This is a genomic window from Paraburkholderia guartelaensis, assembly GCF_004353905.1.
Classification (GTDB): Bacteria; Pseudomonadota; Gammaproteobacteria; order Burkholderiales; family Burkholderiaceae; genus Paraburkholderia; species Paraburkholderia guartelaensis.
Genome location: NZ_SMOD01000011.1, coordinates 228,071 through 252,317, shown reverse-complemented (window position 1 = coordinate 252,317; position 24,247 = coordinate 228,071). Strand labels below are relative to the sequence as shown.

Annotated in this window: 25 protein-coding genes; 11 read left to right on the top strand and 14 right to left on the bottom strand. The window is 65.2% G+C overall.

All coding sequences use genetic code 11. The features are described from left to right. Both E1N52_RS17040 and E1N52_RS17035 read right to left on the bottom strand, forming a co-directional pair. Nucleotides 1-884 (bottom strand): MFS transporter (locus tag E1N52_RS17040; RefSeq protein ID WP_133183913.1); only part of this gene is annotated, 884 nt, incomplete at its 3' end. A gap of 84 nt (nucleotides 885-968) precedes the next feature. Further along, nucleotides 969-2,465, bottom strand: coding sequence for an AMP nucleosidase (locus E1N52_RS17035; protein ID WP_425468080.1), 1,497 nt, complete (start codon nucleotides 2,463-2,465; stop codon nucleotides 969-971). A gap of 245 nt (nucleotides 2,466-2,710) precedes the next feature. On the opposite strand from E1N52_RS17035, the gene E1N52_RS17030 reads away from it, so the two are divergent. The 3 genes from E1N52_RS17030 to E1N52_RS17020 all read left to right on the top strand — a co-directional run bounded on the left by E1N52_RS17030 (nucleotide 2,711) and on the right by E1N52_RS17020 (nucleotide 5,093). Further along, the gene (locus E1N52_RS17030; RefSeq protein ID WP_133183911.1) at nucleotides 2,711-3,118 is read left to right on the top strand and encodes a hypothetical protein; all 408 of its coding nucleotides are present in this window, start codon (nucleotides 2,711-2,713) and stop codon (nucleotides 3,116-3,118) included. Between the two features lie 173 nt (nucleotides 3,119-3,291). After that, nucleotides 3,292-4,299 (top strand): homoserine kinase, encoded by a 1,008-nt coding sequence (locus E1N52_RS17025; RefSeq protein ID WP_133183910.1) that lies wholly within the window; start codon nucleotides 3,292-3,294, stop codon nucleotides 4,297-4,299. Continuing rightward, nucleotides 4,290-5,093 (top strand): BPSS1780 family membrane protein, encoded by an 804-nt coding sequence (locus E1N52_RS17020; RefSeq protein ID WP_133183909.1) that lies wholly within the window; start codon nucleotides 4,290-4,292, stop codon nucleotides 5,091-5,093. The genes E1N52_RS17025 and E1N52_RS17020 overlap by 10 nt, the downstream gene beginning before the upstream one ends. A 99-nt stretch (nucleotides 5,094-5,192) precedes the next feature. Here the strand turns inward: E1N52_RS17020 and E1N52_RS17015 are convergent, their stop codons facing one another. Beyond that, nucleotides 5,193-5,372 (bottom strand): DUF3563 family protein, encoded by a 180-nt coding sequence (locus E1N52_RS17015; protein WP_042269847.1) that lies wholly within the window; start codon nucleotides 5,370-5,372, stop codon nucleotides 5,193-5,195. 101 nt (nucleotides 5,373-5,473) lie between these two features. Beyond that, nucleotides 5,474-6,655, bottom strand: a complete 1,182-nt coding sequence (locus E1N52_RS17010) for an extracellular catalytic domain type 1 short-chain-length polyhydroxyalkanoate depolymerase (RefSeq protein ID WP_133183908.1) — start codon at nucleotides 6,653-6,655, stop codon at nucleotides 5,474-5,476. Nucleotides 6,656-6,942: 287 nt separating this feature from the next. Between E1N52_RS17010 and E1N52_RS17005 the strand changes: the two genes are divergently transcribed. Beyond that, nucleotides 6,943-7,644 carry a phosphatase PAP2 family protein gene (locus E1N52_RS17005; RefSeq protein ID WP_133183907.1) on the top strand — a complete coding sequence of 234 codons (702 nt, stop codon included), beginning with the start codon at nucleotides 6,943-6,945 and terminating at the stop codon, nucleotides 7,642-7,644. Nucleotides 7,645-7,695: 51 nt separating this feature from the next. On the opposite strand, the gene E1N52_RS17000 is transcribed toward E1N52_RS17005, so the two are convergent. Continuing rightward, nucleotides 7,696-8,619 (bottom strand): TOBE domain-containing protein, encoded by a 924-nt coding sequence (locus E1N52_RS17000; RefSeq protein ID WP_133183931.1) that lies wholly within the window; start codon nucleotides 8,617-8,619, stop codon nucleotides 7,696-7,698. 96 nt (nucleotides 8,620-8,715) lie between these two features. Beyond that, nucleotides 8,716-10,368, bottom strand: coding sequence for a CHAD domain-containing protein (locus tag E1N52_RS16995; RefSeq protein ID WP_133183906.1), 1,653 nt, complete (start codon nucleotides 10,366-10,368; stop codon nucleotides 8,716-8,718). A gap of 237 nt (nucleotides 10,369-10,605) precedes the next feature. Between E1N52_RS16995 and E1N52_RS16990 the strand changes: the two genes are divergently transcribed. Together E1N52_RS16990 and ppk2 are read left to right on the top strand one after the other, a co-directional pair. Continuing rightward, nucleotides 10,606-10,824, top strand: coding sequence for an HP1242/YdcH family protein (locus E1N52_RS16990; RefSeq protein WP_133183905.1), 219 nt, complete (start codon nucleotides 10,606-10,608; stop codon nucleotides 10,822-10,824). A gap of 207 nt (nucleotides 10,825-11,031) precedes the next feature. Then, nucleotides 11,032-12,123, top strand: coding sequence for a polyphosphate kinase 2 (gene ppk2 / locus E1N52_RS16985; protein ID WP_133183904.1), 1,092 nt, complete (start codon nucleotides 11,032-11,034; stop codon nucleotides 12,121-12,123). A gap of 13 nt (nucleotides 12,124-12,136) precedes the next feature. Here the strand turns inward: ppk2 and E1N52_RS16980 are convergent, their stop codons facing one another. Together E1N52_RS16980 and E1N52_RS16975 are read right to left on the bottom strand one after the other, a co-directional pair. Next, nucleotides 12,137-13,627: a PqiB family protein gene (locus tag E1N52_RS16980; protein ID WP_246089092.1), complete on the bottom strand. Its 1,491-nt coding sequence runs from the start codon at nucleotides 13,625-13,627 to the stop codon at nucleotides 12,137-12,139. Between the two features lie 246 nt (nucleotides 13,628-13,873). Further along, a complete protein-coding gene (locus E1N52_RS16975; protein ID WP_133183930.1) occupies nucleotides 13,874-14,512 on the bottom strand; it encodes a DUF3313 domain-containing protein in 639 nt (212 codons plus the stop codon). A gap of 166 nt (nucleotides 14,513-14,678) precedes the next feature. On the opposite strand from E1N52_RS16975, the gene E1N52_RS16970 reads away from it, so the two are divergent. Next, a complete protein-coding gene (locus E1N52_RS16970; RefSeq protein WP_133183929.1) occupies nucleotides 14,679-15,230 on the top strand; it encodes a TetR/AcrR family transcriptional regulator in 552 nt (183 codons plus the stop codon). A 62-nt stretch (nucleotides 15,231-15,292) separates the two neighbouring features. Here E1N52_RS16970 and E1N52_RS16965 read toward each other — a convergent pair whose 3' ends face one another. After that, entirely contained in the window at nucleotides 15,293-15,676 is a 384-nt protein-coding gene (locus tag E1N52_RS16965; RefSeq protein ID WP_133183902.1) for a tautomerase family protein, read from the bottom strand. A 100-nt stretch (nucleotides 15,677-15,776) separates the two neighbouring features. Here E1N52_RS16965 and E1N52_RS16960 point away from each other — a divergent pair, with 100 nt between their 5' ends. Beyond that, nucleotides 15,777-16,628 (top strand): LysR family transcriptional regulator, encoded by an 852-nt coding sequence (locus tag E1N52_RS16960; RefSeq protein WP_133183901.1) that lies wholly within the window; start codon nucleotides 15,777-15,779, stop codon nucleotides 16,626-16,628. A 7-nt stretch (nucleotides 16,629-16,635) separates the two neighbouring features. On the opposite strand, the gene E1N52_RS16955 is transcribed toward E1N52_RS16960, so the two are convergent. Then, the gene (locus E1N52_RS16955) at nucleotides 16,636-17,133 is read right to left on the bottom strand and encodes a hypothetical protein (RefSeq protein ID WP_133183900.1); all 498 of its coding nucleotides are present in this window, start codon (nucleotides 17,131-17,133) and stop codon (nucleotides 16,636-16,638) included. Nucleotides 17,134-17,250: 117 nt separating this feature from the next. Here E1N52_RS16955 and E1N52_RS16950 point away from each other — a divergent pair, with 117 nt between their 5' ends. Beyond that, complete coding sequence (locus E1N52_RS16950; protein WP_028202945.1) at nucleotides 17,251-17,679, top strand: MbcA/ParS/Xre antitoxin family protein; 429 nt, start codon at nucleotides 17,251-17,253, stop codon at nucleotides 17,677-17,679. After that, nucleotides 17,676-18,377: an RES family NAD+ phosphorylase gene (locus E1N52_RS16945; RefSeq protein ID WP_133183899.1), complete on the top strand. Its 702-nt coding sequence runs from the start codon at nucleotides 17,676-17,678 to the stop codon at nucleotides 18,375-18,377. Before E1N52_RS16950 ends, E1N52_RS16945 begins: the two co-directional genes overlap by 4 nt. A 37-nt stretch (nucleotides 18,378-18,414) precedes the next feature. Here the strand turns inward: E1N52_RS16945 and E1N52_RS16940 are convergent, their stop codons facing one another. The 4 genes from E1N52_RS16940 to E1N52_RS16925 form a co-directional block, all read right to left on the bottom strand. After that, nucleotides 18,415-19,155 carry a metallophosphoesterase gene (locus E1N52_RS16940; protein WP_133183898.1) on the bottom strand — a complete coding sequence of 247 codons (741 nt, stop codon included), beginning with the start codon at nucleotides 19,153-19,155 and terminating at the stop codon, nucleotides 18,415-18,417. Nucleotides 19,156-19,338: 183 nt separating this feature from the next. Beyond that, on the bottom strand, nucleotides 19,339-20,742 hold the full coding sequence (locus tag E1N52_RS16935) for a cytochrome c (protein ID WP_133183897.1): 1,404 nt from the start codon (nucleotides 20,740-20,742) through the stop codon (nucleotides 19,339-19,341). Nucleotides 20,743-20,755: 13 nt separating this feature from the next. Then, nucleotides 20,756-22,357: a GMC family oxidoreductase gene (locus E1N52_RS16930; protein WP_133183896.1), complete on the bottom strand. Its 1,602-nt coding sequence runs from the start codon at nucleotides 22,355-22,357 to the stop codon at nucleotides 20,756-20,758. A gap of 71 nt (nucleotides 22,358-22,428) precedes the next feature. Continuing rightward, entirely contained in the window at nucleotides 22,429-23,004 is a 576-nt protein-coding gene (locus tag E1N52_RS16925) for a sugar dehydrogenase complex small subunit (protein ID WP_425468079.1), read from the bottom strand. Nucleotides 23,005-23,380: 376 nt separating this feature from the next. Between E1N52_RS16925 and E1N52_RS16920 the strand changes: the two genes are divergently transcribed. Then, nucleotides 23,381-24,037, top strand: a complete 657-nt coding sequence (locus E1N52_RS16920; RefSeq protein ID WP_133183894.1) for a DUF1345 domain-containing protein — start codon at nucleotides 23,381-23,383, stop codon at nucleotides 24,035-24,037. The last annotated feature ends 210 nt before the right edge of the window (nucleotides 24,038-24,247 follow it).

Below are 24,247 nucleotides of genomic sequence, written 5' to 3'. Positions count from 1 at the left end.
GTCAGCAACCCGCCCAGCACGATCAGCAGATAAGCGGCAGCGCCCGACACGCGCGCGGGCAGCTTCACATGAGCGACGAACATCAGCACGACGACCGTAGCGATCGAGCCGGCAACCTGCAGCCACGCATAGGCCGAAGCGGTCTGGCCATACACGCCCGTGAACATGGCCGCCGATGTCGCCAGCGTCACGCCGACAACGAGATTCACGCCCGCCGCAAGCGCGACCAATTCGAGCAAGCCCGGTATCGCGACGACGTGCCTGAACGCAATGCGATATGGGGCAAGCGAATTCCGGCCTGGCTGCACGCCATCGATCACCGGCACCTGCTGCCCCGCGGCCCACAGCGAAAACGCGATATCGGACACGATGAAAATCGCGGCTGCGGCCAACACGACGTACTGCCAGTGCGATACGCCCAGCAAACCCGCGGCGGCGAGCGGTCCGAGGACGGTTCCCAATTGATCCGCGATCTGCGTGTACGAAAGGCTTTTGCGGTAGGCGTCCCCGTGAAAGATGCGCGGCAGCATCGCTTCGCGAGCCATGAAGCCTTGCGTCGTCAGCACACCCGCGCCCGCCGAAATGACGATGAGCCACACGAGGCTGCCGTGGATGGCGAAACCCAGCACGCCGCCTATGCAGACGATCGAGCGCCAATGCTGACTCCAGCGAATCAGCTTCAGCGTCGAAATACGGTCGCAAAGCGCGCCGCAAACCGGAAAGGCCGCATAGCGCGGCAAGGCTTCGCAGAAGAACGCGATGCCCGACCATGCCGCGCTCCCCGACAGCTTGAATACGACCAGCGGCACGGTGAACAGCAGGATCTGATCCGCGAGCCGAGTGAGCAGCAGTGAGAGGTAAAGGAGTCTGAGGTGCCCGCGCACGCCGGCGTTCCTGGTGAGTCAAGCGAGGACAACAAGACAAACCGGCGGCGCGGCTGTGGCCAGCCGCCGCCGGTCAATGCGCGCTTACTGAAACGCGACTTCCGCAAAGCTGCGCAATTTCCGGCTATGCAGCTTGTGCAAGCCGTTCGTGCGCAGAATCTCCATCGCCTTCACGCCGATCTGCAGATGCTGATCGACCTGCGCGCGATAGAACGAATCGGCCATGCCCGGCAGCTTGAGTTCGCCGTGCAGCGGCTTGTCGGAAACGCACAGCAAGGTGCCGTACGGCACGCGAAAGCGGAATCCGTTCGCGGCGATGGTTGCGCTTTCCATGTCGAGCGCGATCGCGCGGCTTTGCGAGAGGCGCTGCACCGGCTCGCGATGATCGCGCAGCTCCCAGTTGCGGTTATCGACGCTTGCCACCGTCCCCGTGCGCATTACGCGCTTGAGTTCCACGCCGTCGAGCTTCGTGACCTCCGCGACCGCACGCTCGAGCGCGAGTTGCACTTCGGCGAGCGCCGGGATCGGCACCCACAGCGGCAAATCGGCGTCGAGCACGTGATCCTCGCGCACATAGCCGTGCGCGAGCACGTAGTCGCCCAGACGCTGCGTGTTGCGCAGGCCCGCGCAGTGGCCAAGCATGATCCACGCATGCGGACGCAGTACGGCAATGTGGTCGGTGATCGTCTTCGCGTTCGACGGTCCCACGCCGATGTTGACCATCGTGATGCCGCTGCCGTCCGCACGCTTGAGGTGATAGGCCGGCATTTGCGGCAGGCGCGCGGGCGCCTTGCCTTCGTCGTCCTGTTCGCCCAGGTTCGCGTTATACGTCACCACGTCGCCGGGCTCGACGAACGACGTGTATTCGCTGCGATAGTTGCGCAAGTCGGCGTCGTCGGTATGCGCCATCATCGCGCGGCCGAGCTTCACGAACTCGTCGATATAGAACTGGTAGTTCGTGTAGAGCACGTAGTTCTGCACGTGCGTGGGCGACGTGGCCGTGTAGTGCTTGAGCCGATGCAGCGAAAAGTCCACGCGCGGCGCGGTGAAGAGCGCAAGCGGATGCGGCTCGCCCGGCTCCGGCTCGTAGGTGCCGTTCACGATGCGGTCGTCGAGCTGCGCGAGATCGGGCGTATCGAACACGTCGCGCATGGCGAAGAGGCGCTCGCGGTCGAGATCGCCTTCGAGGTGGATGCCTTCGGCGAACGCGAAATGCACGGGAATAGGCTGATCCGACACGCCCACTTCAATGCCCACATGATGGTTCTTCGCCAGCAGGCGCAGCTGCTCGCGATAGTAATTGCCGAAAAGATCGGGCCGCGTGAGGGTGGTCTCGAACACGCCGGGGCCCGCCACGAAGCCGTACGAGCGGCGCGAGTCGATGTGCGTGTTGACGTTGGTGCGAATGCGCACGAAAGGGTAGCACGCGCGCACGCGGCGCTCGAATGCCTCGCCGCGGCGATAGCGCGCGAACGCGTCGCGCAGGAACGACGTATTCGCTTCGTAGATGCTCGAGAGGCGCGCCACGGCGTCGGCGGCGTCTTCGAAAAATTCGTCCGGGAAGTCGTGCGCCGGCGTCATGAGGGGCCGCAGGTAGCTATCGTTGTTCATCTTCGTTCGCCTCTCCGTTTGATGGATCCACATTACCACGGAAGGTGCGACTTTCTGGCGACGGACCTCGCCGCGCCGAGGGCTTTTGCAGGACCCGCCCCGCGAGCGCTGTGGGCGCCGCGCACCGCCCGCCGGGCGCGGGCCGCAGCGCTTGCGCGACATGGGGCGAAGCGCCCGGATTTGCTAGAATTGGAGCATCCCATCGGAGAAAGACCATGAAGTCGCACCTTCTTGCCGCCGTCGCGGTGTCGCTCGCTTTCAGCGGGGTCGCCATGGCCGCGCCGGCCGACGACGCAAAGACCGCCGTCGAGGCACAATCCGCGCAATCGGAGAACGAACGCGCGGGCCTGCCCGATCTGGCTGCGATCAACAACAAGCCGGCCGCACGCGTCACCTCGAAGGTCGACATCAACGACGTGCCGCGCGTGCCCAGCTATCACGAAGTGAGCCCGAACGGCACCGAAATCACCGAGTTCCGCGACAAGGGCAAGCCCGTCGAGATCAACGTGCATTCGAACTTCGGCACGCGCTACACGATGAGCGCAAACCCCGACACCTCGCCGCAAGTGCGCAACAACGGCCAGGCCAGCACGCGCCTGCCGTCGATCAACCTGCATTACTGAGCCACCCGGGCGCGGGCATGCCTTTAGGTGGCATGCCCGCGCCAACGCCATGTGCGCCGCCCCATGAGCCGGGCCGCGGCCATCGCGCCTGAGCCGGACACGCCTGCAAGCCCCTCGGGCAGCACCTCGCAGCGTTCGCCGACCCGCCATTACCAATCAACCGACCTTCTTGCATGGCCGTCTTCACCGCTGTCACCGACAAAGAGCTTGCCCAATGGCTGCGCGACTACGATCTCGGCGATGTCGTCGAATTTCGCGGCATCCAGTCCGGCATTGAGAACAGCAACTTCTTCCTGACGACGACGCGCGGCGAATACGTCCTGACGATCTTCGAAAAGCTGACGGCCGGGCAACTGCCGTTCTACCTCGACCTGATGCGGCACCTCGCCTCGCATCGCGTGCCGGTACCCGACCCCATGCCGCGCAAGGACGGCGCGCTTTTCGGCCTGCTGCACGGCAAGCCCGCGGCCATCGTCTCGAAGCTCGAAGGCAAGCCCGAACTCGCGCCCGGCGTGGAACACTGCGCGGAAGTGGGGCAGATGCTCGCTCGCTTGCACCTGGCGGGCCGCGACTACCGCGGCGACCAGCCGAATCTGCGCAGCCTTTCATGGTGGGAAGAAACGGTGCCGACCGTGCTGCCGTTTCTGGACGACGCCCAGCGCACGCTCCTCACGAGCGAACTCGACCACCAGCGGGCATTCTTCGGCTCGGCCGACTACGCGGCGCTGCCGGGCGGTCCTTGCCATTGCGACCTGTTCCGCGACAATGCGATGTTTGCGCACTCGCACCCGGCGCCGGGCCACGAAGTTCGGCTGGGCGGCTTTTTCGACTTCTATTTCGCCGGCTGCGACAAGTGGCTGTTCGACGTGGCCGTGACCGTGAACGACTGGTGCGTCGACCTCGCCACCGGCAAGCTCGACACGGCGCGCGCCGACGCGCTCTTGCGCGCCTACCAGACCGTGCGCCCATTCACGCCCGAGGAAACGCGGCACTGGATGGACATGCTGCGCGCAGGTGCGTACCGCTTCTGGGTCTCGCGCCTGTATGATTTCCACCTGCCCCGCTCGGCCGAGCTGCTCAAGCCGCACGATCCCGGCCATTTCGAGCGCATCTTGCGCGAGCGCCTCGCCGGCAGCGAGGCGGGCTCCCATCACGCCTTGCCCCATCGCCCATGCAACTAATTGAAGTCCCCGCGAAGACGGGCTACGTCTGGTTCCGCCAGGGTATCTGGCTGTTCCGCCGCAATCCGCTCGCGTTTCTCACGCTGTTTTTCGCCTATTTGCTGGCGATGACGCTGATTTCCGCCATCCCCGTGATCGGCGGCGTGCTGCCGCTGCTGTTCGTGCCCGGCGTGGCCGTCGGCTTCATGGCGGCGTGCCGCGACACGATCGCGGGCAAACCGGTGTTCCCGACCATTCTGATCGACGGCTTCCGTTCGTACGGCAGCAACGTGGCGAAGCAGCTGCTGGTGCTCGGGGCGATCTACGTGGTCGCGATGTTGCTGGTGCTGGCCGCGTCTGCGTTCGTGGACGGCGGCGCGCTACTGCGGCTGATGACGATCGGCGGCGACCTCGACGCGGAAGCGCTCGCCAACAGCGACGTGCCGCTTGCAGTGCTCGCTTCGCTGCTCTGCTACGTGCCGGTGTCGATGCTGTTCTGGTTTGCGCCCGTGCTCACGGCGTGGCACGACGTGCCGCCCGTGAAGGCCATGTTCTTCAGCATCGTGAGCTGCTGGCGCAACAAGGGCGCGTTCACGGTGTACGGCGCGCTGTGGTTCGCGGTCTCGACGGTCGTATCGATCGGCTTGTCGACGCTGCTGCGCGCGCTCGGCGCGGGCGACTTCACGGTGGCGATCCTGATGCCCGCGCTCATCATCGTGACGACGATGCTCTATTGCTCGTTCTACGCGACCTACCGCGGCTGCTTCGGCGTGCAGGAAAAGCAGGCCGCCGAAATGCCGAACTCTGGCCGCTGAACGGCGCGGCTGTCCTTCACGCACAATGCAAAAACGGCGCCTCGTTCACTCGGGGCGCCGTTTTCATTTTGCCCCGTTAGCGGGGCTCAGCATTCCTGCTTAGCCGTAGTGGTTCATCCACGACGGGTGGCGCGTGGCCTTCTCACGATCCATCTTGCGCATGCGGAACTCGAGATCGTAGATGTCGACGGACTGCGCGAGATACGCTTCCTCGCGCTGCTGGCGGCGAGCTTCGGCGGTTTCGGAAAGGAACAGGAAAAGACGGCTGAGCAGGTACATGATTTGGCCCTTCTTTGACGGGCACTTGCCCGCGAATCGAATGAAGCCATTATAGGGTAAACCCTGTTAAGGGTAAACCCCTAAACTGCCCGCAGTCGCTTTTAACCAACGTTCTGCGTCAATTCGTCGTCGTAGGTCTCGTCGAAGGTCTCGCGGCGATGATCCTCGAAAAAGTCCCAGATCAGCGTGCTCGCGTCCGGCCCCGTCGAGGAATGGAACGGCACGGTGTCATCGCCGCCGCTCCAGGCGTGGTCGAGGTCCGCCACGCGGCACAGCCGCACGACGCTCGCGCCGTCGAACTCGTAGTCCTGCTCACGATAGCCGTCCTTGAAGGTCTCGCGCGACACGACGCCCTGACGCACGCCGCGGGCGTCCGCAAGACCGTTCAGGCGGAGCAGTTGCACCGCGAGCTGTTCCGCGTTGACGGGCGCGACGACGGCGTCCGCGTCGCCCTGCACGACGATCGCCGGCATGCCCGGATGGATGCGCGCACCCAATTGGGTATCGACGAGCGCCACCGGATCGTGGTGCACGCCGCGCCGCATCACATCGAGCGCCGTCACGCCGGAGCGTGCTTCACCGAAAGCGGGGCCGGAATGCAGCGCGATGGCTGCGAAGCGGCTGGGCGAGCGCACCGCGAGCAGCATCGCGAGCCCCGCTCCGGCCGACAAACCCGCCAGATAGACGCGCGAGCGGTCGAAGCCATGCTCCTCGACGAGCGCATCGACCAGCGAAACGACGGATGCCGCTTCGCCGCCGCCCGCCGCGTCGCGCGCGTCGTACCAGTGCCAGCATTGATGCGGGTGCGCGCGTTCCGACTGCTCGGGATACACCACCGCGAAGCCATGGCGGTCGGCGAGCAGATTCATGCGGGTGCCTTCGGCGAAGGAATCCATCGATTGCTTGCAGCCGTGCAGCATGACGACAACGGGCATGCCCTTCGTCTTGCGGCCGGGCGGCAAGTAAAGCCCGTAAGGAAGCGAGCGCCCGACGTGGTGGTCGTTCGCCGGCACGAGGTGCTCCGCGCGGTGCCATTCGCCCGCGGCCCAGGCGGCCGCGCGCGGACCCACGCGCGACTCGCGCACCGGCGCGCCGCTGCGCGCCTGCGTCGGCGTGACGTGTTTGGCCGCCTGCTCGGCTGCGGCCTGAGCGGCGCGCCAGATTGCCTGCGGCTTGGGTGTACCGATCCCCGCGCCTTTCAGGGCGTCGCGGGTCGCCCGGGTCTGGATGGCGAGCAGACGTCGCATGCCACCTGCCCATAGCTTCGTCAGATTTTTCGTCATCTATGGCCTCGTAAAAGGGTCTGACACATCGTGGCGTTTTGCCGCGATCCGTCGTTGTGCAACGCACAATAACACCATTTGGATGACGCTGCAGATCGGACAGGCTGGATTCTGTCCGTGCGCGCGTTCGTCGAGGCACGCCTTCGTTTATGCGAGGCAGCTATACTGGATACTTGTCTCACGCGCGTGTCGGCCAGCGAGGCGGCTCGCGCGTTGAGTCGCTATGAAGTAGCGGTTAGGCACCTACAACCCCAGGATCCTCTTCAGACAGCCGGCAGCACGGACTCATGCCAGATTTGCCCCTTCACCTTTGGTACTCGATTACCAACCTCGGCGGCGCAGGCCTCACCCTGCCGCTGGCGTTGGCTATCGCGCTGTGGCTGATAGTCGGCTACTCGTGGCGCATGGCGGCGAGCTGGGTGTTCGTGCTCGGTCTGGCAATCGGCCTGGTGACGCTCACCAAGATCGCGTTTCTCGGCTGGGGCGTGGGGGTAAGAGAACTGGATTTCACGGGGATCAGCGGCCATGCCATGTTGTCCACGGCCGTCTATCCCGTCGCGTTTTTCCTGATGCTGCAAGGCGCGCCGTCCTTCGTGCGCGCCACAGGCGTGACCATCGGCCTCGCGGTGGGGCTCGCGGTTGCGCTCTCACGCGTGGTGCTCGACGCTCACTCGCCTTCCGAGGCTGTCACGGGCTGCGTGGTCGGAGCGCTCACCGCGCTCGTGTTCGCGCGCTATTGGTGGCAGGCGCAAGCCCAGCGAATTTCAGCGGCGGCCGTCGCGCTGAGCCTCGCGGCGCTGACTATCGCATTGCACAACGTGCATGTGCCCACGCATCGCTGGGTCACGCACATCGCGCTCACGGTTTCGGGTCACGACCGGCCCTACGTGCGCGCCAAATGGAAGGCCAATCGCCCCAACCGGGCGCCCGTCGCGCCGGTCTCGCAAACCCGCAACGGCCTCACGCCGCCCGCGCAGCGCCACGCCTGAATCCGCCTTCACTGGCGGCTCCCCGTTCGTCGTTCGTCGCTCATCCGCCGCTTAGCCGGCCACGCCTAGCAGCACGCTCGAAGCCTTAAACACGGCCGTTGCCGCTTGCCCTGCGGCGAATCCCAGCGCGTCCACGCTCGCGTCGGTCACGATCGCGGCAATCACGGTGCCGCCCGGCAGGGCGAGCGTCACTTCGGCGTTGACGGCGCCGCGCCGCACCACTTCGATTGTCCCGCTCAGCCGGTTGCGCGCCGAAAGCCGCGCCGCGTCCGCCGCGCTCGCGACCAGCACGACCGAAGTCGCCTTCACGAGCGCCACTACGGGCGCGCCCGTAGCAAGCCCGAGCGCTTCGGCGCTCTCGTGCGTGATCGTGGCCACGAGGACTTCGCCGCCAGGCAGCGCGACCGACACCTCGTCGTTCACCGCGCCCCGCACGATTCCCGACACAGTGCCAAAGAGCTGATTGCGCGCGCTCGTGCGCATGGCGAAGCGGCCGAGCACGGCCAGGTCGCGAGCGAACCCGCCAGCGTGTGCATCGTCGCCTTGGCTCGAAACGGCGCCGAGCGCGTGCGCCGCGCGCTCGATAAAGCGCCGGTGCTCCTGCTCGATGGCGCGGAACGTCTCGACGAGCCGCAGCGCCCGCGGTGTGAGCGTCGTCCCGCCGCCGCCCTTGCCGCCGGTCGCACGCACCACGAGCGCCTCGCCCGCGAGATTGTTCATGACGTCGACGGCATCCCAGGCGCCCTTGTAGCTCATGCCGACCGCTTTCGCGGCACCCGTGATCGAACCGGTTGCGTGGATGGCTTCCAGCAGCGCAATGCGCGCCGCGCCGCCCAGCATCTGCTGGCCGGACTGAAACCAGACCGAGCCGCCCAGACCCAGTTCCGGCGCGTCGGAGGTCGTGGATGACTCAGTGGAACCGGCGTCGGCGTGGCCGGCTCCGGTGGGTGGGGACTTTGGGTCAGTGGGATTCATCATGCGCAAAACAAGCTAAAAACAAGACGATATGAGCGATGGTTCGGCGCGGTCCGCCGTTCCGACAATCCGCGCCAGCGATTATAGAGACGCGCGTCAGGCGCCGCGCGACACCTTCGGCTCGCCCAGTTCGCGCAAGAGGCGTTCGCCCTCCTTCGCGGTATAGCGCTTGACGGCCTCGCACCAGCCGCGCGCGAATCCGAGCTGATACGGCTCGGCATCCATGCGCTCGAGATAGCGCAGGGCCACTGCGGCGTCGTTGCCGTCGCCGAGCACGCTCTGCAGCCGCGCGAGCGTGCGCGCCACCTCCATGCGCGTGCTGCGCGACGTGAGCGTGGCGAAGAATTCGATCGTGTATCGCAAATACTTCGCGTTGATGCGCGCGCGATGACGGCTCGCCTCGTCGATGGCCGTGAGCTTTTGCGTGTCCACGAGCCGCTCGTAGTAGCGCCGCACGCGCTTCTTCGCGTGGCGGCGCAGCGAAAGCCCTGCATTGCCGGCGTCGTGTGCGCGCCGCGCGAGTTGATCGAGCCACTGGAGCCACGCCAGCGCCGCCAGCGCGTAGCGCTCAGATGCCAGCGCCTCGCGCAGCCGCGCGCGCGCGGCGAGCCGTTGCGCGTTTGCCGCGTCGCGAATCGCGTCCCAGCGCCCCGGCTCGACGTCGGCCGCGGCGAGCGCCGGCAGCGTCGATTCGACGAAGACATCGCGGTCGCGTGCATCACCGAGCAGGCCGCCGAGCCATTTGAGCTCCGGCTCGATGCGCGTCTCCCAAGTCTCGTCGCACCAGCGCGAGAAGATGCGCATGGCGGTACGCAACCGCCGTTGCGACACGCGCATCTGATGGATGAACTCGCCGTTCGTGCTATCGCGCACGCCCGCGTCGTTGCCGAACCACTGCGCGCTGATGTTGCGCCCGATCGCCACGAGCGCGGATTCGGCCGTCGCCGCGCCGGCGAGATCCACGGCTTCGGCCTTGATGGCTTCGGCGTCGCCGGTCACGCTGCCGGCGATGGCGCGTTCGAGCGCGTCGGTCATGCGCACGAACGCGGGCAGCGCCCCGATCAGGTCGCCGGCACAGGCAAATAGCGCATCGACGACAGGCCGCTCGTCCTCGCCTTCTGGCCAGGGAGCGCTCACGCGCAGCTCGTGCAATTCGTGCGAGTCGGGAGGGGGCGCCGCATCCGCGCCATGAGTGTCCAGACCCGTCGGTTTTTGAGGCGGCGCCGACCGTTCGTGCAAGTCTTCGTCGAACGTAAGCAGCACCTCGACGCCGTCGCGCGGCCATTGCCAGCGGCTGCGCATCGCTACAAGCGTGGCCGCCGCAGAGAGATCGTCTACGCTGCCCAGCGCCTCGCGAAACGGCTCGGGCGCGGCGTCGAAGAGCGCATGCGCGATACCGTTTGCGTCGAGCGCCGCCTCGAAGATCGGCGCGACCAGGGTGACCCCCGGCGTATGGGCGCTCCGGCTCGACACGACGACGCACTGCGTGTCGCCGCGCGATTCGACCGCCACGCGCCATCCGAGGCCGCCAAGGACGCCGTCATGGTCGAAGGCGACTGTCGTCACGCACTCGCGCGCATCGGGCAGCGCCACGAGCGACGGCAAAGCCGCGCACAGGCTGGCGGCCCGCTCCGAAGGCTTCGGGCTGGCGTGCGCCCTGGACGCCGCTCCCGTGGCGGCTTTTGAGCTTTTTCTATCCGGCACTGCCGGGATCACGACATCCAGCACGATTTCCAGAACGCGATCCATGAACGCTCCAGGGTTCTGTGGGTGGGCGCGACGGCTTAGAACAGTGCAAGCGGATGGAGAGCCAGGAACTGCGACGACGCGATCGATGGTACACGCGAGCGCGCCTCGACGCCCCAGGTAACGTCCCTGACCCTTTCGACAGCCGTTCTGATGATGGTCAAGACTGCCACGACGAGACGGTGGAAAAATAATTACGTTTCAGTTTCTCTTATTTTGCCAGTCTGTAAGGAGTATTGAGTGTTCCCTGAGTACAGAGATTTGATTTCGCGCCTCAAGATCCAGGACGAACATTTCGCCCGGATTTTTCATCGTCACAACGAGCTCGACCAGCAGATCAAGAACATGGAGACGGGCGTCGTGGCTTCGCACGGCATGGAAGTCGAGCAGTTGAAAAAGGAAAAGCTTCAACTGAAAGACTCGCTCTACCTCATCCTGAAAAAGGCGGCAAACGCCTGAACCAGGCGGCGTCCGGCGCTTGCTATTAGCCAGAGGCTAGTAGCAGGCTGGCGCCGGTCATCGGCGCGCCGGCTCTTGCCCCGGCGCCGCTCCCGCCAATCAAGCCGCGTCGTCTCCCCTGCGCTCCATTGCGGCTCGCGCTTCGATGCATCCGCTTTGAACGCGAGTCATTCCGCACGCGTGCCCATCTCCGTATCCGCCAACGCCATGCCCAAATCCATTCCCTATTCCGCTTCGGACACCGCCAGCCCCGCCGCACGCGTGCCGCTCGTCACGCCTCACAGCGCCGAGTTGCGCACCGTCGACAGCGCCGTCGAGTCCGCGAGCGAGGTCATCGCGGGCGCTGTCCATGATCTCGTCGCGCGCACGAACGCCGAGCACAATCCGCCCGCCATGTTGCTCGAGTCGATTGCGGCCTTGATGCAAGGCATGTCGCCCGACGAAGCCGCCCGGTTGCGCAGCCTGATCCTCGAAGGCAATCCTGCCGACTGGCGCAACTCGCGCACGCGCCACCCCGACGAGGAACTCGCCGCTGGCTGGCGCGAAGGCGGCTATCCGTATCGCAACTTGATGTCGCGGCGCGCCTATGAGCGGCAGAAGTACCGGCTGCAGGTCGAACTGCTCAAGCTCCAGGCGTGGGTGCGCGAAACGGGTCAGCGCGTGGTGATCCTATTCGAGGGCCGCGACGCAGCCGGCAAGGGAGGCACGATCAAGCGCTTCATGGAGCATCTAAACCCACGCGGCGCGCGCGTCGTGGCGCTCGAAAAACCCACCGAAGTCGAGCGCGGCCAATGGTATTTGCAGCGCTACGTGCAGCATCTACCTTCGGCGGGGGAAATCGTGTTGTTCGATCGGTCCTGGTACAACCGCGCGGGCGTCGAGCATGTCATGGGCTTCTGCACGCCTGAGGAATATGCCGATTTCATGCGGCAAGTGCCGGAGTTCGAACGGCAGTTGATTCGTAGCGGCATCCACCTGATCAAGTTCTGGTTTTCGGTGAGCCGTGCCGAGCAGCGGCGGCGCTTCAAGGAGCGCAAAGTGCATCCGCTCAAGCAATGGAAGCTGAGTCCTGTCGATCTCGCTTCGCTCGACAAGTGGGAGGCGTACACGCAGGCGAAAGAAGCGATGTTCTCGCAAACGGACACCGCAGACGCGCCGTGGACGGTCGTTCGCTCCGATTGCAAGAAACGCGCGCGGCTCAATGCCATGCGATTCGTGCTGCATAAGCTGCCTTATGCGAGCCGGGACGCGGAGGCGATTGGGGTCGTCGATCCATTGCTGGTGAGTCGGGCGCTGTAGCGCGTTTGCCGATTCACGGGTCTGCGCGCTTCCCCCAGATCAATGCCTCAGGGTGGCGTTCAAGATAATCGGATAAGGCGTTCAGGCTCGCCAGCGTGCGCCGCAACGCGGCCAATGCCTGATGAGTGTCGCTCTGCAACGGCGAATCCTGGTCGAGCATCGCTTGCGCGGAACGAAACGCCTGTTGCGCGGATTCGAGCGTCGAACGCGCAGCCGGCACAAGCTCCGTATCGAGCCGCGCAAACAAGGCGTTCGACTGCTGAAGCGAGCCGTCCAGATTGCGCCCAATCTCCGGAAGCGGCATGCGGTCGAGCCGGCGCACGATATTCGACAACTGGTCCTGCAGTTCCTCGAGAGAGTTGGGCACCGTCGGCAATTCGACCGGCGAGCGATCCGGGTAGACATGGGCCGCGGGTGCGTGCGGGAAGATGTCGAGCGCGACGTACTTCTGCCCCGTCAAAAGACTTCCCGTGCGTAGCTGTCCGCGTAGTCCCTGAGCGACGAGCTGACGCAGCAAATCCTTGCCCGCCGCGCCTGCGCCGTCGCCGAGTGCGTCACGGTAGTTCCGGCCAAGCCGCGAGGGATACAGGCTCAGCGTAACCAGCATGTCGAAACGTCCGCTTTCGGGTTGGAGGTCGATGTCGACCGCCGTGACGGTGCCCAACCCGACACCGCGGAATTCGACTGGCGCGCCAACCGACAACCCTCGTACCGACTGCGCGAAGCGCATGCGCACCATGGCAGGCGGGCCTTCGTTCGCGCGCATCGCGTCCGTGCGGCTTTGCGCCAGTTGAAAATCCTCGTCGCTCGCGGCGGACACGGCGCGCACGCTCCCACGCGGCGTATCGAATGCCACTGCGCCCGCGAGCAGCGCCGCGGCCGGCGGCGTCTCCAGCCGCATGCCGCTGGAATCGAGTTTGAGTTCGACACCGCTCGCCTGCCACCATCGCGTATCGGCAGTCACCAGGTTATTGAAAGGTTTCTTTACGAAAACGCCGATGCGGACGCTGCCGCCATTGGGCGCCAGCGAATAGCCGAGCACCTGGCCGACTTGCACACCGCGAAAATAAACGGGTGAGCCTGCGTTCAGCGAGCCAAGCGTTGAGGCGCGAATCACGATACGCGCGCCTTCCTCGTCGCTGGTGATGGCTGGCGGCGTGTCGAAGCCGGCGAACGCGTAGCACGCGTTATGCGAATGAACGTCGATATCGACATCTATCCAGGTTCCCGACACGGCGGTCAGGAGCCCGGAGATGTTCCTCACGTCGATGCGCGGACGCACGACCCAGAATTTCGTGCCGCACATGGCGATGTGGGATCCGGCGGCATCGAGCCTCAGCTCGGCATCGACGTGCTGACCATCCGCGGACAAACGCAAATGTTCGAGCCGGCCAACGGCCACGCCGCGATATCGCACCGGCGTTTTCCCGGCGACAAGCCCGGCACCCGACACGAAGCTCACGGTTACGCGCGTACTGCGTTGCGCCAGCGTTTGAGCAAGCATCAGGCCGCCAGCCAGGTTCGCCAAAACCCATGCGGCCCAGACTGCGGAGTGCCACCACCGCCGATCACTCACAACTTCCCCACAACGACATCCCATACGCGCCTCGCACATCGGATTGCAAAGGCGAGCGCACGGCCGAGTGCGCATGCAAAGAAGCTGGAGCAATTCACGGTGCGTTGAATATCTGGCGAGGGAGTCGATGAAGTTCGAACCGGCGGCGCCTTTTGCCCGCAGGCGGCTTCGCGGTTAGCGCAACTGCTCGACGAGTGCATCGGCGCCCTTGTCGATGCCGGTTTTGGCCGCGCTCAGGGAGCCGAATGCGGCGGGCAAATTCATCGCGTTCGGGTATTGCTTCGTCACATAGGCGCGAAGCAGATGCCCCGACGCACTGTCGTACACCTCCACGGCATACGACACCGAGCCGCTAAACGCCCCCTTGCCGCCCCTGATCGCCTGGACGCCGTTGTAGAGATTGCCCGCGATGTCGAAATGCATCGCCTGGCCGATCACGGCAGTCGTTGTCTCTGCGCCCGTCAGCGTGAGCTTCACGCGCAGCGTCGCGGGCGATGGCTGGGTCGCGAGGTCAAAACGCTTCGATAGCGTGTCGGCGAACGTCTTGTGCATGTAGGCGGCGAGCACGTCCTTGTCCGATTCCGACAGGTCGCCGAACTGGTTGTCGCCGCCTTGATACACCGCGACCGGATCGACGATGACCTGCGAATAACGCGACCAGAGCACCGGCGCCGCATAGCGGAATGGCGTCTGGGCGGCGTCGTGATCCCGGTTCTCCTTGAGCTGGGAAGACGAGGCCAGGCTGCTATAGGCAACGGGCTGCACGCCCGCACACGCCGACAACATCAGGAGTACTACACAAGCCGACGACATGTGAAAAAGACGGTTGTTGAGCACGAAGGCATCCTTTTAAAAGTTGCCGGATACCGCCTGGTATCCGGCCGAGTTCATGACGAGACGAAGCGTAGCATCGGACTCGAAGGATGTAAACCGTCTATCCGGTTTGTTTACAGTGCGATGCAGGGGTACAATCACGCCCATGGATAACCAGACACGTTCCGAGATTTCCCGCAGAAAGGCGATTGACGCGGCGCTTGCGATCCTGACCCGCGACGGGGTCGGCGGACTGACATTCGATGCGCTTGCGCGCGAAAGCGGCATCAGCAAAGGCGGATTGCTACACCAGTTCCGTAACAAACTGGGCGTGCTGCGCGCGCTGCTGGATCGTCAGCGGGAACAATTCGAGCAGATCGCGCAAGATCACCTGGCGGCGGGCGGCCAGACCCGGGCAGAACCGGTCCTTTCGGCGCAGATCGCGATTTTCAGGGAGTCCATCAACCAGCCGGACTCCGTCGCGCGCGCCGTGCTCGCGGCCCTGGTCGAAAGCCCGGCGCTGCTCGAAGACCTGAAGGCCCAGGACGCAGCCAAGATGGAAAAGCTGCAGGCCGAGGCACGCGACCTCGAACTCTCGCTGCTACGCTACTTCGCCGCGAGCGGCATTGCGTTCAGCACGCTGCTCGGGCTGTCCGCCGTGCCCGACGCGCTGCGGGAGCGGCTTTTCGACCGGCTGCTCGACGAGAAGAAATGGTGATGCGGCTGCCTCGCGAGAGCGATCGCGAGGCATGTTGACGGCGGTGGCTTCAAGCTCCGCGCTCAAGTCGCGTATTGCGCTACGCCATTCCCGAACGACCAGTTCTCCCGCGCCACATCGACGAGATTTACGAACACATCCTCGCGCCTCACCCCCGGATCGCGCGCGAGGTTTTCGGCAATCTGCGCGAACAGCGCCTTCTTCTGATCCTGCCCGCGCGTGTTGCTCACGGCGATCTGGATCATCACCAGATCGTCGCTGCGCTCGATCCCGAGGTAGTGCCGCCCGAACACGAAGTTATCGGCTTCGTGCTCGGTGATGATCATGAAAATGTCGTCTTCAGGCGCCTTGAACACCTCCATCAGCGCTTGATGAATCCCCTGCGTGAGCGCCTTGCGATACGTAGCGGGCTTGCCTGCGCGAACAGCGATACGAGTGAACGGCATGTCGGTCTCCTGCTTCGGTGGGTTTGACATGACAGCAGCTTAGGCGCGAACTATCATAATAAACAGGCATAGATAGATATTTCATCCATTTTCATCTGAAATGAAACCACTGGATCTCGACGCCGTGCGCGCCTTCGTGCTCGTCGCCGAGCTGCGCAGCTTCACGCGCGCCGCCGACGCCCTCGACACCACGCAATCGGCCGTGAGCCTCAAGCTCAAGCGCCTCGAAACGCATCTGGGCAAGCAATTGCTCGAGCGTACGCCGCGCGTCGTGCGGCTTTCGGCGGATGGCCTCACCTTCCTGGCCGCGGCGCGCGACCTGCTGGGCGCGCATGAGCGCGCGCTCGGGGCGCTGTCAGGCGACGAGCGGCGGCTCGTGCTTGGTCTGAGCGAGCACGTTGCGGACGGCAACCTCGCCCGTCAGCTCGCCCAGCTTCGGGTTCATGATCCGGGGCTCGTGATCGAGCTGCATCTGGGGCACTCGGCGCAACTGCTCGCGCAGTTCGACGAGCGGCGGTTCGATGCCGTCATCGTCCGTCAGGAGGAGGAAGAGACGGCGCGCGGCGATGGCCGCCGGCTCTTCGCGGAGCCGCTCGTCTGGCTCGCCGCGCCGCAATGGCAGTGGCAGCCCGGCACGGCGCTGCCGCTCGCGCTGCTCGCCGCGCCATGCGCGGTGCGGGCGGCGGCGGTTCGCGCGCTCGACGGTGCGGGCGTGGCGTGGACGGAAGTGTTCGTGGGCGGCGGTGTCGCCGCGGTGGGTGCGGCGCTAACTGCGGGTCTCGCGGTCTCGCCGCTGGCGCGCCGGGTCGCGCCGCGCGAACTCATCGACGTCGGCGCGCGGCTCGGCTTGCCCGCGCTGCCGGTTTCGCAGGTCCTGCTTCACTCGCGGGTGCGCGAGCCGCGAACCGCGGCAACGCTGCAATTGCTCGCGTCGGGGCTCGGCACTGCCTAGATGGCGCTCAGCTCAGAATGGGCGGCAGCGCGTGGGGCACGGGAATCGCACGCTGGATGTGCGGCGGCGGCGCATCCACCACGAGCTTGTGGCGCGGCGCGGGACGCGCTGCGGCAGGCTTCGGCGCAGGACGCTTCTGCGTGACGGTTTTGGGAGCCGGCGCCGCACCGGCAGCCGGATGATGCGAGCGCGCCGCCGTGTGGACCTCGCCGGACGTGTGCCGTTGCGCCGCGGCGTGGCGCTTTGCGTGCGACGGCTTGCCGGCCTTCGCAGCATTGCGCGGGGCGCTCGCATGGGTGGAACCCGTCGCGTGCGCATGGTGTCCGGTCGCGTGCGACACCGCACCGCCGTGCCCGCCCCGCGCTTTGGACGCCTGCCCGCCATGCGACGGCTGCCCGGCCGCCTCTCCGTGCCCCGCATGCGCCCCCGCCGTCTTTCCCTGCCCCCATGCCCACACCGGCGCGGCAAAAATCATTGCCGCGACCATCAATACGCCTGCCCGCACCCCGTCTCTCCCCAAATGCCGCCCAAATGTCCGGCGAGGATTATACCGAGTCAAAACTTGCAATAATCCATATATGGACTAATATCTACTAAAAGTTCAATTCAGGACTCGACCACCATGTCACCCGCTACTGCCTCCGTCACTCCGTCGCGACGTCCCCGCGCCGAACCCTCGCTCACCGAAATGTCGGCGGCGGGGCTCAGGGCGTTCTTCAACATTGCGCGCGACTGGGACCTGAGCGCCGAAGAGCAGATTATTCTGCTCGGCTCGCCGGGCCGATCCACGTTCTTCAAGTGGAAGCAGTCCCCGCAAACCGCCCGGCTCGGCCGCGACACACTCGAACGCCTTTCGCTGCTGCTCGGCATCTACAAGGCGCTGCAGATTCTCCTGCCCCAGCCCACCTCCGCCGACACCTGGATCAAGCGCCCCAACAGCGCGCCGCCCTTTGGCGGACGGCGCGCGCTCGACCGCATGCTGGCCGGCAATGTCAGCGACCTCGTGGCGGTGCGCCAGTATCTCGACGCAATGCGAGGCGGCTGGGCGTGACGCAAACGAACTGGCAAGACCGCTGGCGCAGCGCGCAGCTCACCTGGTCGCCCGCGTTCAGGGTGATTCCCACCCGGTTTCCCGCCGTGAACCTGTTCGACCGCGTGGCTTCCGCCGACGACTTCGAGGCGCTCTATGCGCTAGAAGCGCTCACCAACGACCGCCTGCGCACCGAGACCGGCGATCTCGATCTCGTGCCGCGCGAGGAGCGCCGCTTCGGCCCCGGCTACGGGCCGATCATGGCGGCCTTCACGCACTTGAATCCGCAGGGCAGCCGTTTTTCCGACGGCACCTACGGCGTGTTCTACTGCGCACGCTCGCGCGCTACCGCCGTGGCCGAAACGCGCTATCACTCAGGGCTTTTTCTCGCCGCCACGAACGAGCCGCCCATCCGCCAGCAGATGCGGCTCTACACGGTGATCGCGCATGGCGAAGTGATCGATCTGCGCGACGACCCCGCGCTCGACCCGGGCGTGCTCTCGCCCGACGACTACGCGCCGGGCCAGGCGCTAGGCCGCGCCGCCCGCGAGGCGCGTGCGCCAGGCATTGCGTATCCGTCGGTGCGCGACGAGGGCGGCGAATGTCTCGCCGCTCTCAGCACGACGCTGCTGCGCGCGTGCCATCACGCGGCGTATCTGGAATACAACTGGAATGGGCACACCATCGACATGGTGTTCGAGTTGAACCGCATCGTGTAGCCCGAGCGGGCAACGAGAGACCGGCAGGCGCGAGGCCTCAGGGCAGCACGATCGCAGCCGCACCGTGCGCGAGCGCTTCGACCTGCGACACCGACCAGATGCGTGACGTGAGCGCCTCGACCATCGTAAGGCGTCCTTCGGTGATGAACGCTCCGGTGTCGATGAACACCTGCGAGCCGATCTGCCGCACTTCGCGCACCGGCGTATGCCCGCAGAACGTGAGCGAAAGCGCATGGCGCGCCGGGTCGCCCGTGCCGAGCACGAGATCGCGGCCCCAAAGCATGCGTTCGCGCACGACGGAATCGAACTGGCCGCTGTCGAGCGCGGCGTCGTCGCCGAAAAATTCCGCGTGAATGATATTGAATCGCTTTTCGCCCTCACCCACCACGCGCGCAAGCGGCAATTGGCGCAGCCTCTGCGCGTAGTGCACGAGTTCGGCGTCGGGCACGCTCTGCGCCCAGCCGCCGCCGATGCCATACCAGCGATTGCGCGGCATTTTCCCTTCGGCCACGGCGCACAGCGCGTCTTCGTGATTGCCGAGCACGGCGTAGAACCATGGTTTGTCGAGCAGCGCGAGCGCCTGTTCGCACTGCTCGCGCTCGCCGCGATCAACGAGATCGCCCACCGAAAACAGCCGGTCACGCGCGGTGTCGAATTCGACTTCGCGCAAAAGAAAGCGCAACGCCTCCACGCAACCATGCAAATCGCCTACTACAAAGTCGCGACCTGCAAGGTTGGCGGCATGGTGCTGCACGAGAGCGTCGGGTGTATGCGTCATCACTTCATCATAGCGCTGTGTGAGTGGGCCATATGAGCGCCAAATATCGTACCGGTTGCGATTGCGACAGGCGCGTCACAAAGCAGACTACACGCAAGCGGCGTGCCTGCATTCACAGCATACGCGCTCGCGGCGGCTAGCGCTGCCCCGAACGCGGCGCAAAGTCCCGCCGTTGCTGAGACGTTACTGAGGCTGGGCACGCAGCGCCGCGACCTCGTGGGCCGTAAGCGTGGCCTGCGGATCGCCGAACTGTGTTGTCACGTAGTTGGAAATGGCCGCCACCTGTTCGTTATTCAATTCGTCGCCGAATGCCGGCATCAGCACGTCGCTGTCCTTCGTCTGGCGCCGCACACCGTGCAGGATCACCATCGCGAGGTTGTCCGCGCTCGGTGCGCCCGCGACGCTGTTATGAATGAGCGACGGATACGCGCCGGGCGCGCTTCCCCCCACGCCCTCGCCAGTCCAGTGGTGGCAGCTCGCGCAGTTCGCCACGAAAAGCTGCAAGCCGTTCACGGTCGTGATCGTCGTGCCTCGCATCGCGGTGATGTCCTCCATGGCGGGCTTGCCCCAGGCATCGCGCGGCCGCGTCACGCCGCCCGAAACCGGCGGCAGCGCACGCAGGTACGCCACGATCGAGCGCAGGTCCTCATGCGTCAGGTACTGCGTCGAGTGCTGGACCACATCGGCCATCGGGCCTGCTGCGCTGGCGTGGCCCGCGGCAATGCCCGTGGAAAGGTAGGCGATCAGCGCGTCGTCGCTCCAGTTGCCAATGCCGCTCTCGCGGTCGGGCGTGATGTTGTAGGCCTGCCAGCCCGCTTGCGTCGCGCCCGAGAAACGCTCCGTCGTCTTGAGGCCCTGCATGAAGTTGCGCGGCGTGTGGCATTCCTCGCAATGCGCGAGGCCTTTGACGAGATAGGCGCCGCGGTTGAATTCCGCGCTTTGCTTCGGGTCGGGTACGAAGCGGCCTTCGTTGAAGTTGAAGAGATTCCACAAGATCATCAGCCAGCGCTGGTTGAACGGAAAGTGCAGCTCGTTCGCGGGCGGCGTGTAATGCACCGGCGCGACCGTATTCAGATACGCGCGGATCGCGAGCATGTCCTGCTCGGTCATGCGCGTGAATTCGACGTAAGGAAACGCCGGATACAGCCGCTTGCCGCCCTTGCCGATGCCTTCATGCAGCGCGCGTATGAAGTCGGTATCGCTCCATTGGCCGATGCCGGTTTCGGGGTCCGGCGTGATGTTCGGCGTGTAGATTTTTCCAAACGGCGTACTGATGGGCAGGCCGCCCGCAAACGGTCTGCCTGGGTCGGCGGTATGGCACGCGACGCAGTCGCCTATGCGCGCCAGATAGGCGCCGCGCTTGATGAGTTCGGGCTTGTCCGCGTCCGCATTGGGCGTCGACGTGTCGTCGCCGCGCGCCGTGGACATCGGCAGTTCGTCGACGGGACGCGTTTGCGATTCGTGCGAGGCGTGCCACGCGATATAGAGCGCGAAGGCGCAGAAAAGCGCGGCCGCGATAGCGGCACGCGCGCGTCTCTCTCGCTCGTGATTCGTGGTGGCCGCCGTGGAGGACTTCGCTGTTTTCATCGTCTGGCTCGCATCAAAGCTCGTGGCGCAGCTTGTCGGCCAGCTTCAGCGACAGCGCGGCAATCGTCAGCGTGCAGTTCACCGAGGCGGCCGAAGGCATCACCGCGCTGCTGGCGACGAACAAATTCGAATGATCGTGCGTGCGGCAATCGGCATCGACGACTGAATCGGCGGCGTTCGCGCCCATGATCGTCGTGCCCATGATGTGATTGTTGGGCGCGAAGGTGTCGTCGAATGCGATATCCGTGCCGCCAAAGAGCTGCGCGATCTGCGCGTAGAGTTCATGCGTGTGCGCCGCGCTCTTCTTCACGTAATCGTTGATCGAGTAATAGATCTCGGGCTGGGGAATGCCGAGTCCGTCCTTGTGATCGCCCGAGGGCAGCACGCGGTTCTGCGGCTCGGGCAAGTGCTCGTGAAAACTGTTGATGGTGAGCGTGCGCGACGTGCGCTCGCGTATCTGCCGGTCCAGCTCCCCGCCAGTCAAGCCGTTGTTGATGAGCGCGGCTGTAACAGCCATGGTGGGCACCGCGTTCGAGAGATGCAGCTTCTTCGCCGCATAGCCGGAGCGGAACGCGCCGTCGCGGAAATTCACGACCGAGGTCATTTCCATGGGCCCGCGCCCCGGCCATAGCGGTTCGTTGGCCATGAACGTGACGCCCGTGCCCGGATGATCCATGAGATTGCGGCCCACCTGGTCGGAGCTGTTGCCAATGCCGTGAGGAAACGCATCGCTCTTCGACATCAGCATGATCTTGGGGGTCTCGATGCCATTCGCGGCGAGCACGAAGAGCTTGCCGGTCACGCGCGTGCTTCTGCCGCTCGGGTCCTTGTAGTGGACCGCGGTCACGAGCCCTTTGTTGTCGGCCTCGATGCGATAGACCACGGCCTGCGGCACGAGCTTCGCGCCCGCGCGCTCGGCCTTGTCCGCGTGAACCACGCCGTTGTACATCGCGCCGATCGGGCAGATCGGCATGCAGTTGTTGTTGCCGCAGCAGGTGGGGCGCGCATCGAACGGGCGGCTATTGCGCGCAACCGGCTCGGGCACCACGTGAAAGCCATTCCCATTCAACACTTGCGAGAAGCGCTGATCCATCCAGGAAAGCGGCAGCATGCTCATTGGATACGGCTTCGCGCGCGGCGAGCCAAGATCGTACGTGGCGTCCGGTCCGGACACGCCCAGTTCCACCTCTGCGAGCTGATACCACGGCTCCAGCGTCTCGTAGGGATAGGGCCAGTCGCGCCCCACGCCGTACTGCGTTTTCAGACGAAAGTCTGCCGGCAGCAAACGCCACGCGGCCGCGGCCCAGTGCCAGGTGGTTCCGCCCACGAGACGCAAATATTGTGAGTTGTACGGATAATCGCCCTTCTGCACGAGATACTCGTTGGGCGGTGCGTATTCGGGATGCGGCGCGTAGCTCACGGACGGATACGGCGTGGCGAAATCGGCCTTGGCGGGCGAGTTGCGGAAGTTCTCCACGATCTGCCAGCGCGCGAGGCGCGGCCCCGCTTCGAGCACCACCACGGAAGCGCCGGCCTGGGCAAGCTGGTGCGCCACCAGACTGCCCGCCACGCCGGAACCGACGACGACTACGTCGGCGGAATGTCCTATCGCCATTGTCGACCTCTTCCTTTGGCTTTCGTTGTGCGGACCTGGCGCGGTCCGTGATGTGCGCGCTTGTTGTTCCGCTATTCGCCAGCGGGTTTCTGTTTCCAGTAAAACGGCACGTCGCGGCAATACGAGGGAATCGTGAGAACGTCGTTGACGGGGTCGAACATCAACGCCTTTTCGAAAGCCACCACCTGCACCTTCGGCATCTCGCCCACGAGACCGAGGTACCACGCGCGCATGATGTCGCCCACCATCGAGCCGAGTTCCGGCTGATCGGTCTTGAGCGCGGCGGTCACGGTATCGGAGGGCACGCCGCCATGACCTTGTATCCACGTGTTGAGCGTCGCGACGTTCGCGTCGAACTGGCTGCTCGCGTGGCCGAGCGCGGCATAGACGCGCTTGCCGAGCACGGCGTTGAAGCTCGTGCGGCCAGTGAGGTGCTGCGATAGCTTGATGAAGGCGTCATAGCCGCTAGCGGATGCGCTCGCCGGCGTAGCCGCAAATGCGCGGCCCATGCCGAACGGCGCGCGAGAGCGCCCGGCAGCCGCGAAGGCGAGCAGCGCCGCTGCGCACGCTCCCGAAACGAAACGCCTGCGGCCAGGACGGCCGAAGCGGTCAAATGCGGCGGGAAGATCGTGCGGCGCCTGAGACATCCCGTGTTGTGTCACATCTGTCATGGGCACTCCAGATGAGGTCGATCCCGCCAGGTTCCCCTGGCTTGGGGGCGAAACACGCTTGCCGCCGGCGCTGGCGGCACCTGAAACCAGGACTGGGACAACAACGTTTGTTATCGTCCTTCAACGCGGATCACTGCATATGCACCGTCGTTGCGATAACTGCAAAAGCGCGCTGCCGCGTTGCGCAAGCAATATAGCCCCTTATGGCCCGATAAGACAAACCGAAAGCTTGCATGCCCGGCATAACAGCGAACGGCGCGTCACCGCGGCGGGCCACGCACGGTAGAATCGCCGCAAGGATTGCTAACCCGATTGCTAACCCGCGCGCGCCTCGCGCGTCACGCCATCCGCCATGAACCTCGTTCCGCTGGTACTGCGCAACCGGCCGCACATGATGATCGCCATCGCGGTGGGCGTCGTGCTCGGCCTCCTCGTGCCCGCGTCGCTCCACACTTCCACGCGCGTCCTGCTCGGCTGGGACGCGACGGTGTGGACCTACCTCGTGCTGATCTGGGTGCACATGGTGTTCGCAAACGAAGAGAGCGTGCGCGCGAACGCCCGCCGCGAAGACGAAAACGCGGGCACGGTGTTGTTTCTCATCTGCACCGCAACGGTGGCGAGCATCGTCGCCATCGTCATCGAATTGGGCACGACGAAGGATCTCGGCACAGCCACGAAAGTGCTGCATTCGCTGCTCACGGGGCTCACGCTCATTGGGGCGTGGTTTCTCATTCCCACCATCTTCACGCTGCACTACGCGCGCCTCTTCTACGGTTCCGATCCCAACGAGCCCGCCCTCGTGTTTCCCGACAGAAAGCTCACGCCGAATTACTGGGACTTTCTGTACTTCTCGTTCACAATCGCCTGCGCGTCGCAAACCGCCGATATCGGCCTGCGGGGGCGCAGCGCGCGGCGCGGCGTGCTCGCGCAATCGATTTTGTCGTTCTATTTCAACGTTTCTGTGCTAGGCCTGTGCGTGAACATCGCCGCGAGCATGGTCGGTAGCTGAGCGCTTCTCCCTTTTTCGTCGCTGCAACGGATACCGGCAATCGCCGCCGGTTTCTCCGGTCGAATCACCGATCTTTGCGCCCAGCCTTTGCGAACGTGCGCGTGCGCGAGGCGCCGCACGCCCGCACGCTCATGGGCATGTGCCTTGCTCCCTTCCCCCGCAAGTCGCCACGCGGCGCACGCGGTTTGGTTCCGGCCTGCTCTTGCACTA

Coding starts and splice junctions, on each gene's coding strand:
- E1N52_RS17035 (WP_425468080.1), bottom strand. CDS start 2,465: ATGACGCCGGCGCACGACTTCCCGGACGAATTTTTCGAAGACGCCGCC.
- E1N52_RS17030 (WP_133183911.1), top strand. CDS start 2,711: ATGAAGTCGCACCTTCTTGCCGCCGTCGCGGTGTCGCTCGCTTTCAGC.
- E1N52_RS17025 (WP_133183910.1), top strand. CDS start 3,292: ATGGCCGTCTTCACCGCTGTCACCGACAAAGAGCTTGCCCAATGGCTG.
- E1N52_RS17020 (WP_133183909.1), top strand. CDS start 4,290: ATGCAACTAATTGAAGTCCCCGCGAAGACGGGCTACGTCTGGTTCCGC.
- E1N52_RS17015 (WP_042269847.1), bottom strand. CDS start 5,372: ATGTACCTGCTCAGCCGTCTTTTCCTGTTCCTTTCCGAAACCGCCGAA.
- E1N52_RS17010 (WP_133183908.1), bottom strand. CDS start 6,655: ATGACGAAAAATCTGACGAAGCTATGGGCAGGTGGCATGCGACGTCTG.
- E1N52_RS17005 (WP_133183907.1), top strand. CDS start 6,943: ATGCCAGATTTGCCCCTTCACCTTTGGTACTCGATTACCAACCTCGGC.
- E1N52_RS17000 (WP_133183931.1), bottom strand. CDS start 8,619: ATGAATCCCACTGACCCAAAGTCCCCACCCACCGGAGCCGGCCACGCC.
- E1N52_RS16995 (WP_133183906.1), bottom strand. CDS start 10,368: ATGGATCGCGTTCTGGAAATCGTGCTGGATGTCGTGATCCCGGCAGTG.
- ppk2 (WP_133183904.1), top strand. CDS start 11,032: ATGCCCAAATCCATTCCCTATTCCGCTTCGGACACCGCCAGCCCCGCC.
- E1N52_RS16980 (WP_246089092.1), bottom strand. CDS start 13,627: ATGCTTGCTCAAACGCTGGCGCAACGCAGTACGCGCGTAACCGTGAGC.
- E1N52_RS16975 (WP_133183930.1), bottom strand. CDS start 14,512: ATGTCGTCGGCTTGTGTAGTACTCCTGATGTTGTCGGCGTGTGCGGGC.
- E1N52_RS16970 (WP_133183929.1), top strand. CDS start 14,679: ATGGATAACCAGACACGTTCCGAGATTTCCCGCAGAAAGGCGATTGAC.
- E1N52_RS16965 (WP_133183902.1), bottom strand. CDS start 15,676: ATGCCGTTCACTCGTATCGCTGTTCGCGCAGGCAAGCCCGCTACGTAT.
- E1N52_RS16960 (WP_133183901.1), top strand. CDS start 15,777: ATGAAACCACTGGATCTCGACGCCGTGCGCGCCTTCGTGCTCGTCGCC.
- E1N52_RS16950 (WP_028202945.1), top strand. CDS start 17,251: ATGTCACCCGCTACTGCCTCCGTCACTCCGTCGCGACGTCCCCGCGCC.
- E1N52_RS16940 (WP_133183898.1), bottom strand. CDS start 19,155: ATGACGCATACACCCGACGCTCTCGTGCAGCACCATGCCGCCAACCTT.
- E1N52_RS16935 (WP_133183897.1), bottom strand. CDS start 20,742: ATGAAAACAGCGAAGTCCTCCACGGCGGCCACCACGAATCACGAGCGA.
- E1N52_RS16930 (WP_133183896.1), bottom strand. CDS start 22,357: ATGGCGATAGGACATTCCGCCGACGTAGTCGTCGTCGGTTCCGGCGTG.
- E1N52_RS16925 (WP_425468079.1), bottom strand. CDS start 23,004: ATGTCTCAGGCGCCGCACGATCTTCCCGCCGCATTTGACCGCTTCGGC.
- E1N52_RS16920 (WP_133183894.1), top strand. CDS start 23,381: ATGAACCTCGTTCCGCTGGTACTGCGCAACCGGCCGCACATGATGATC.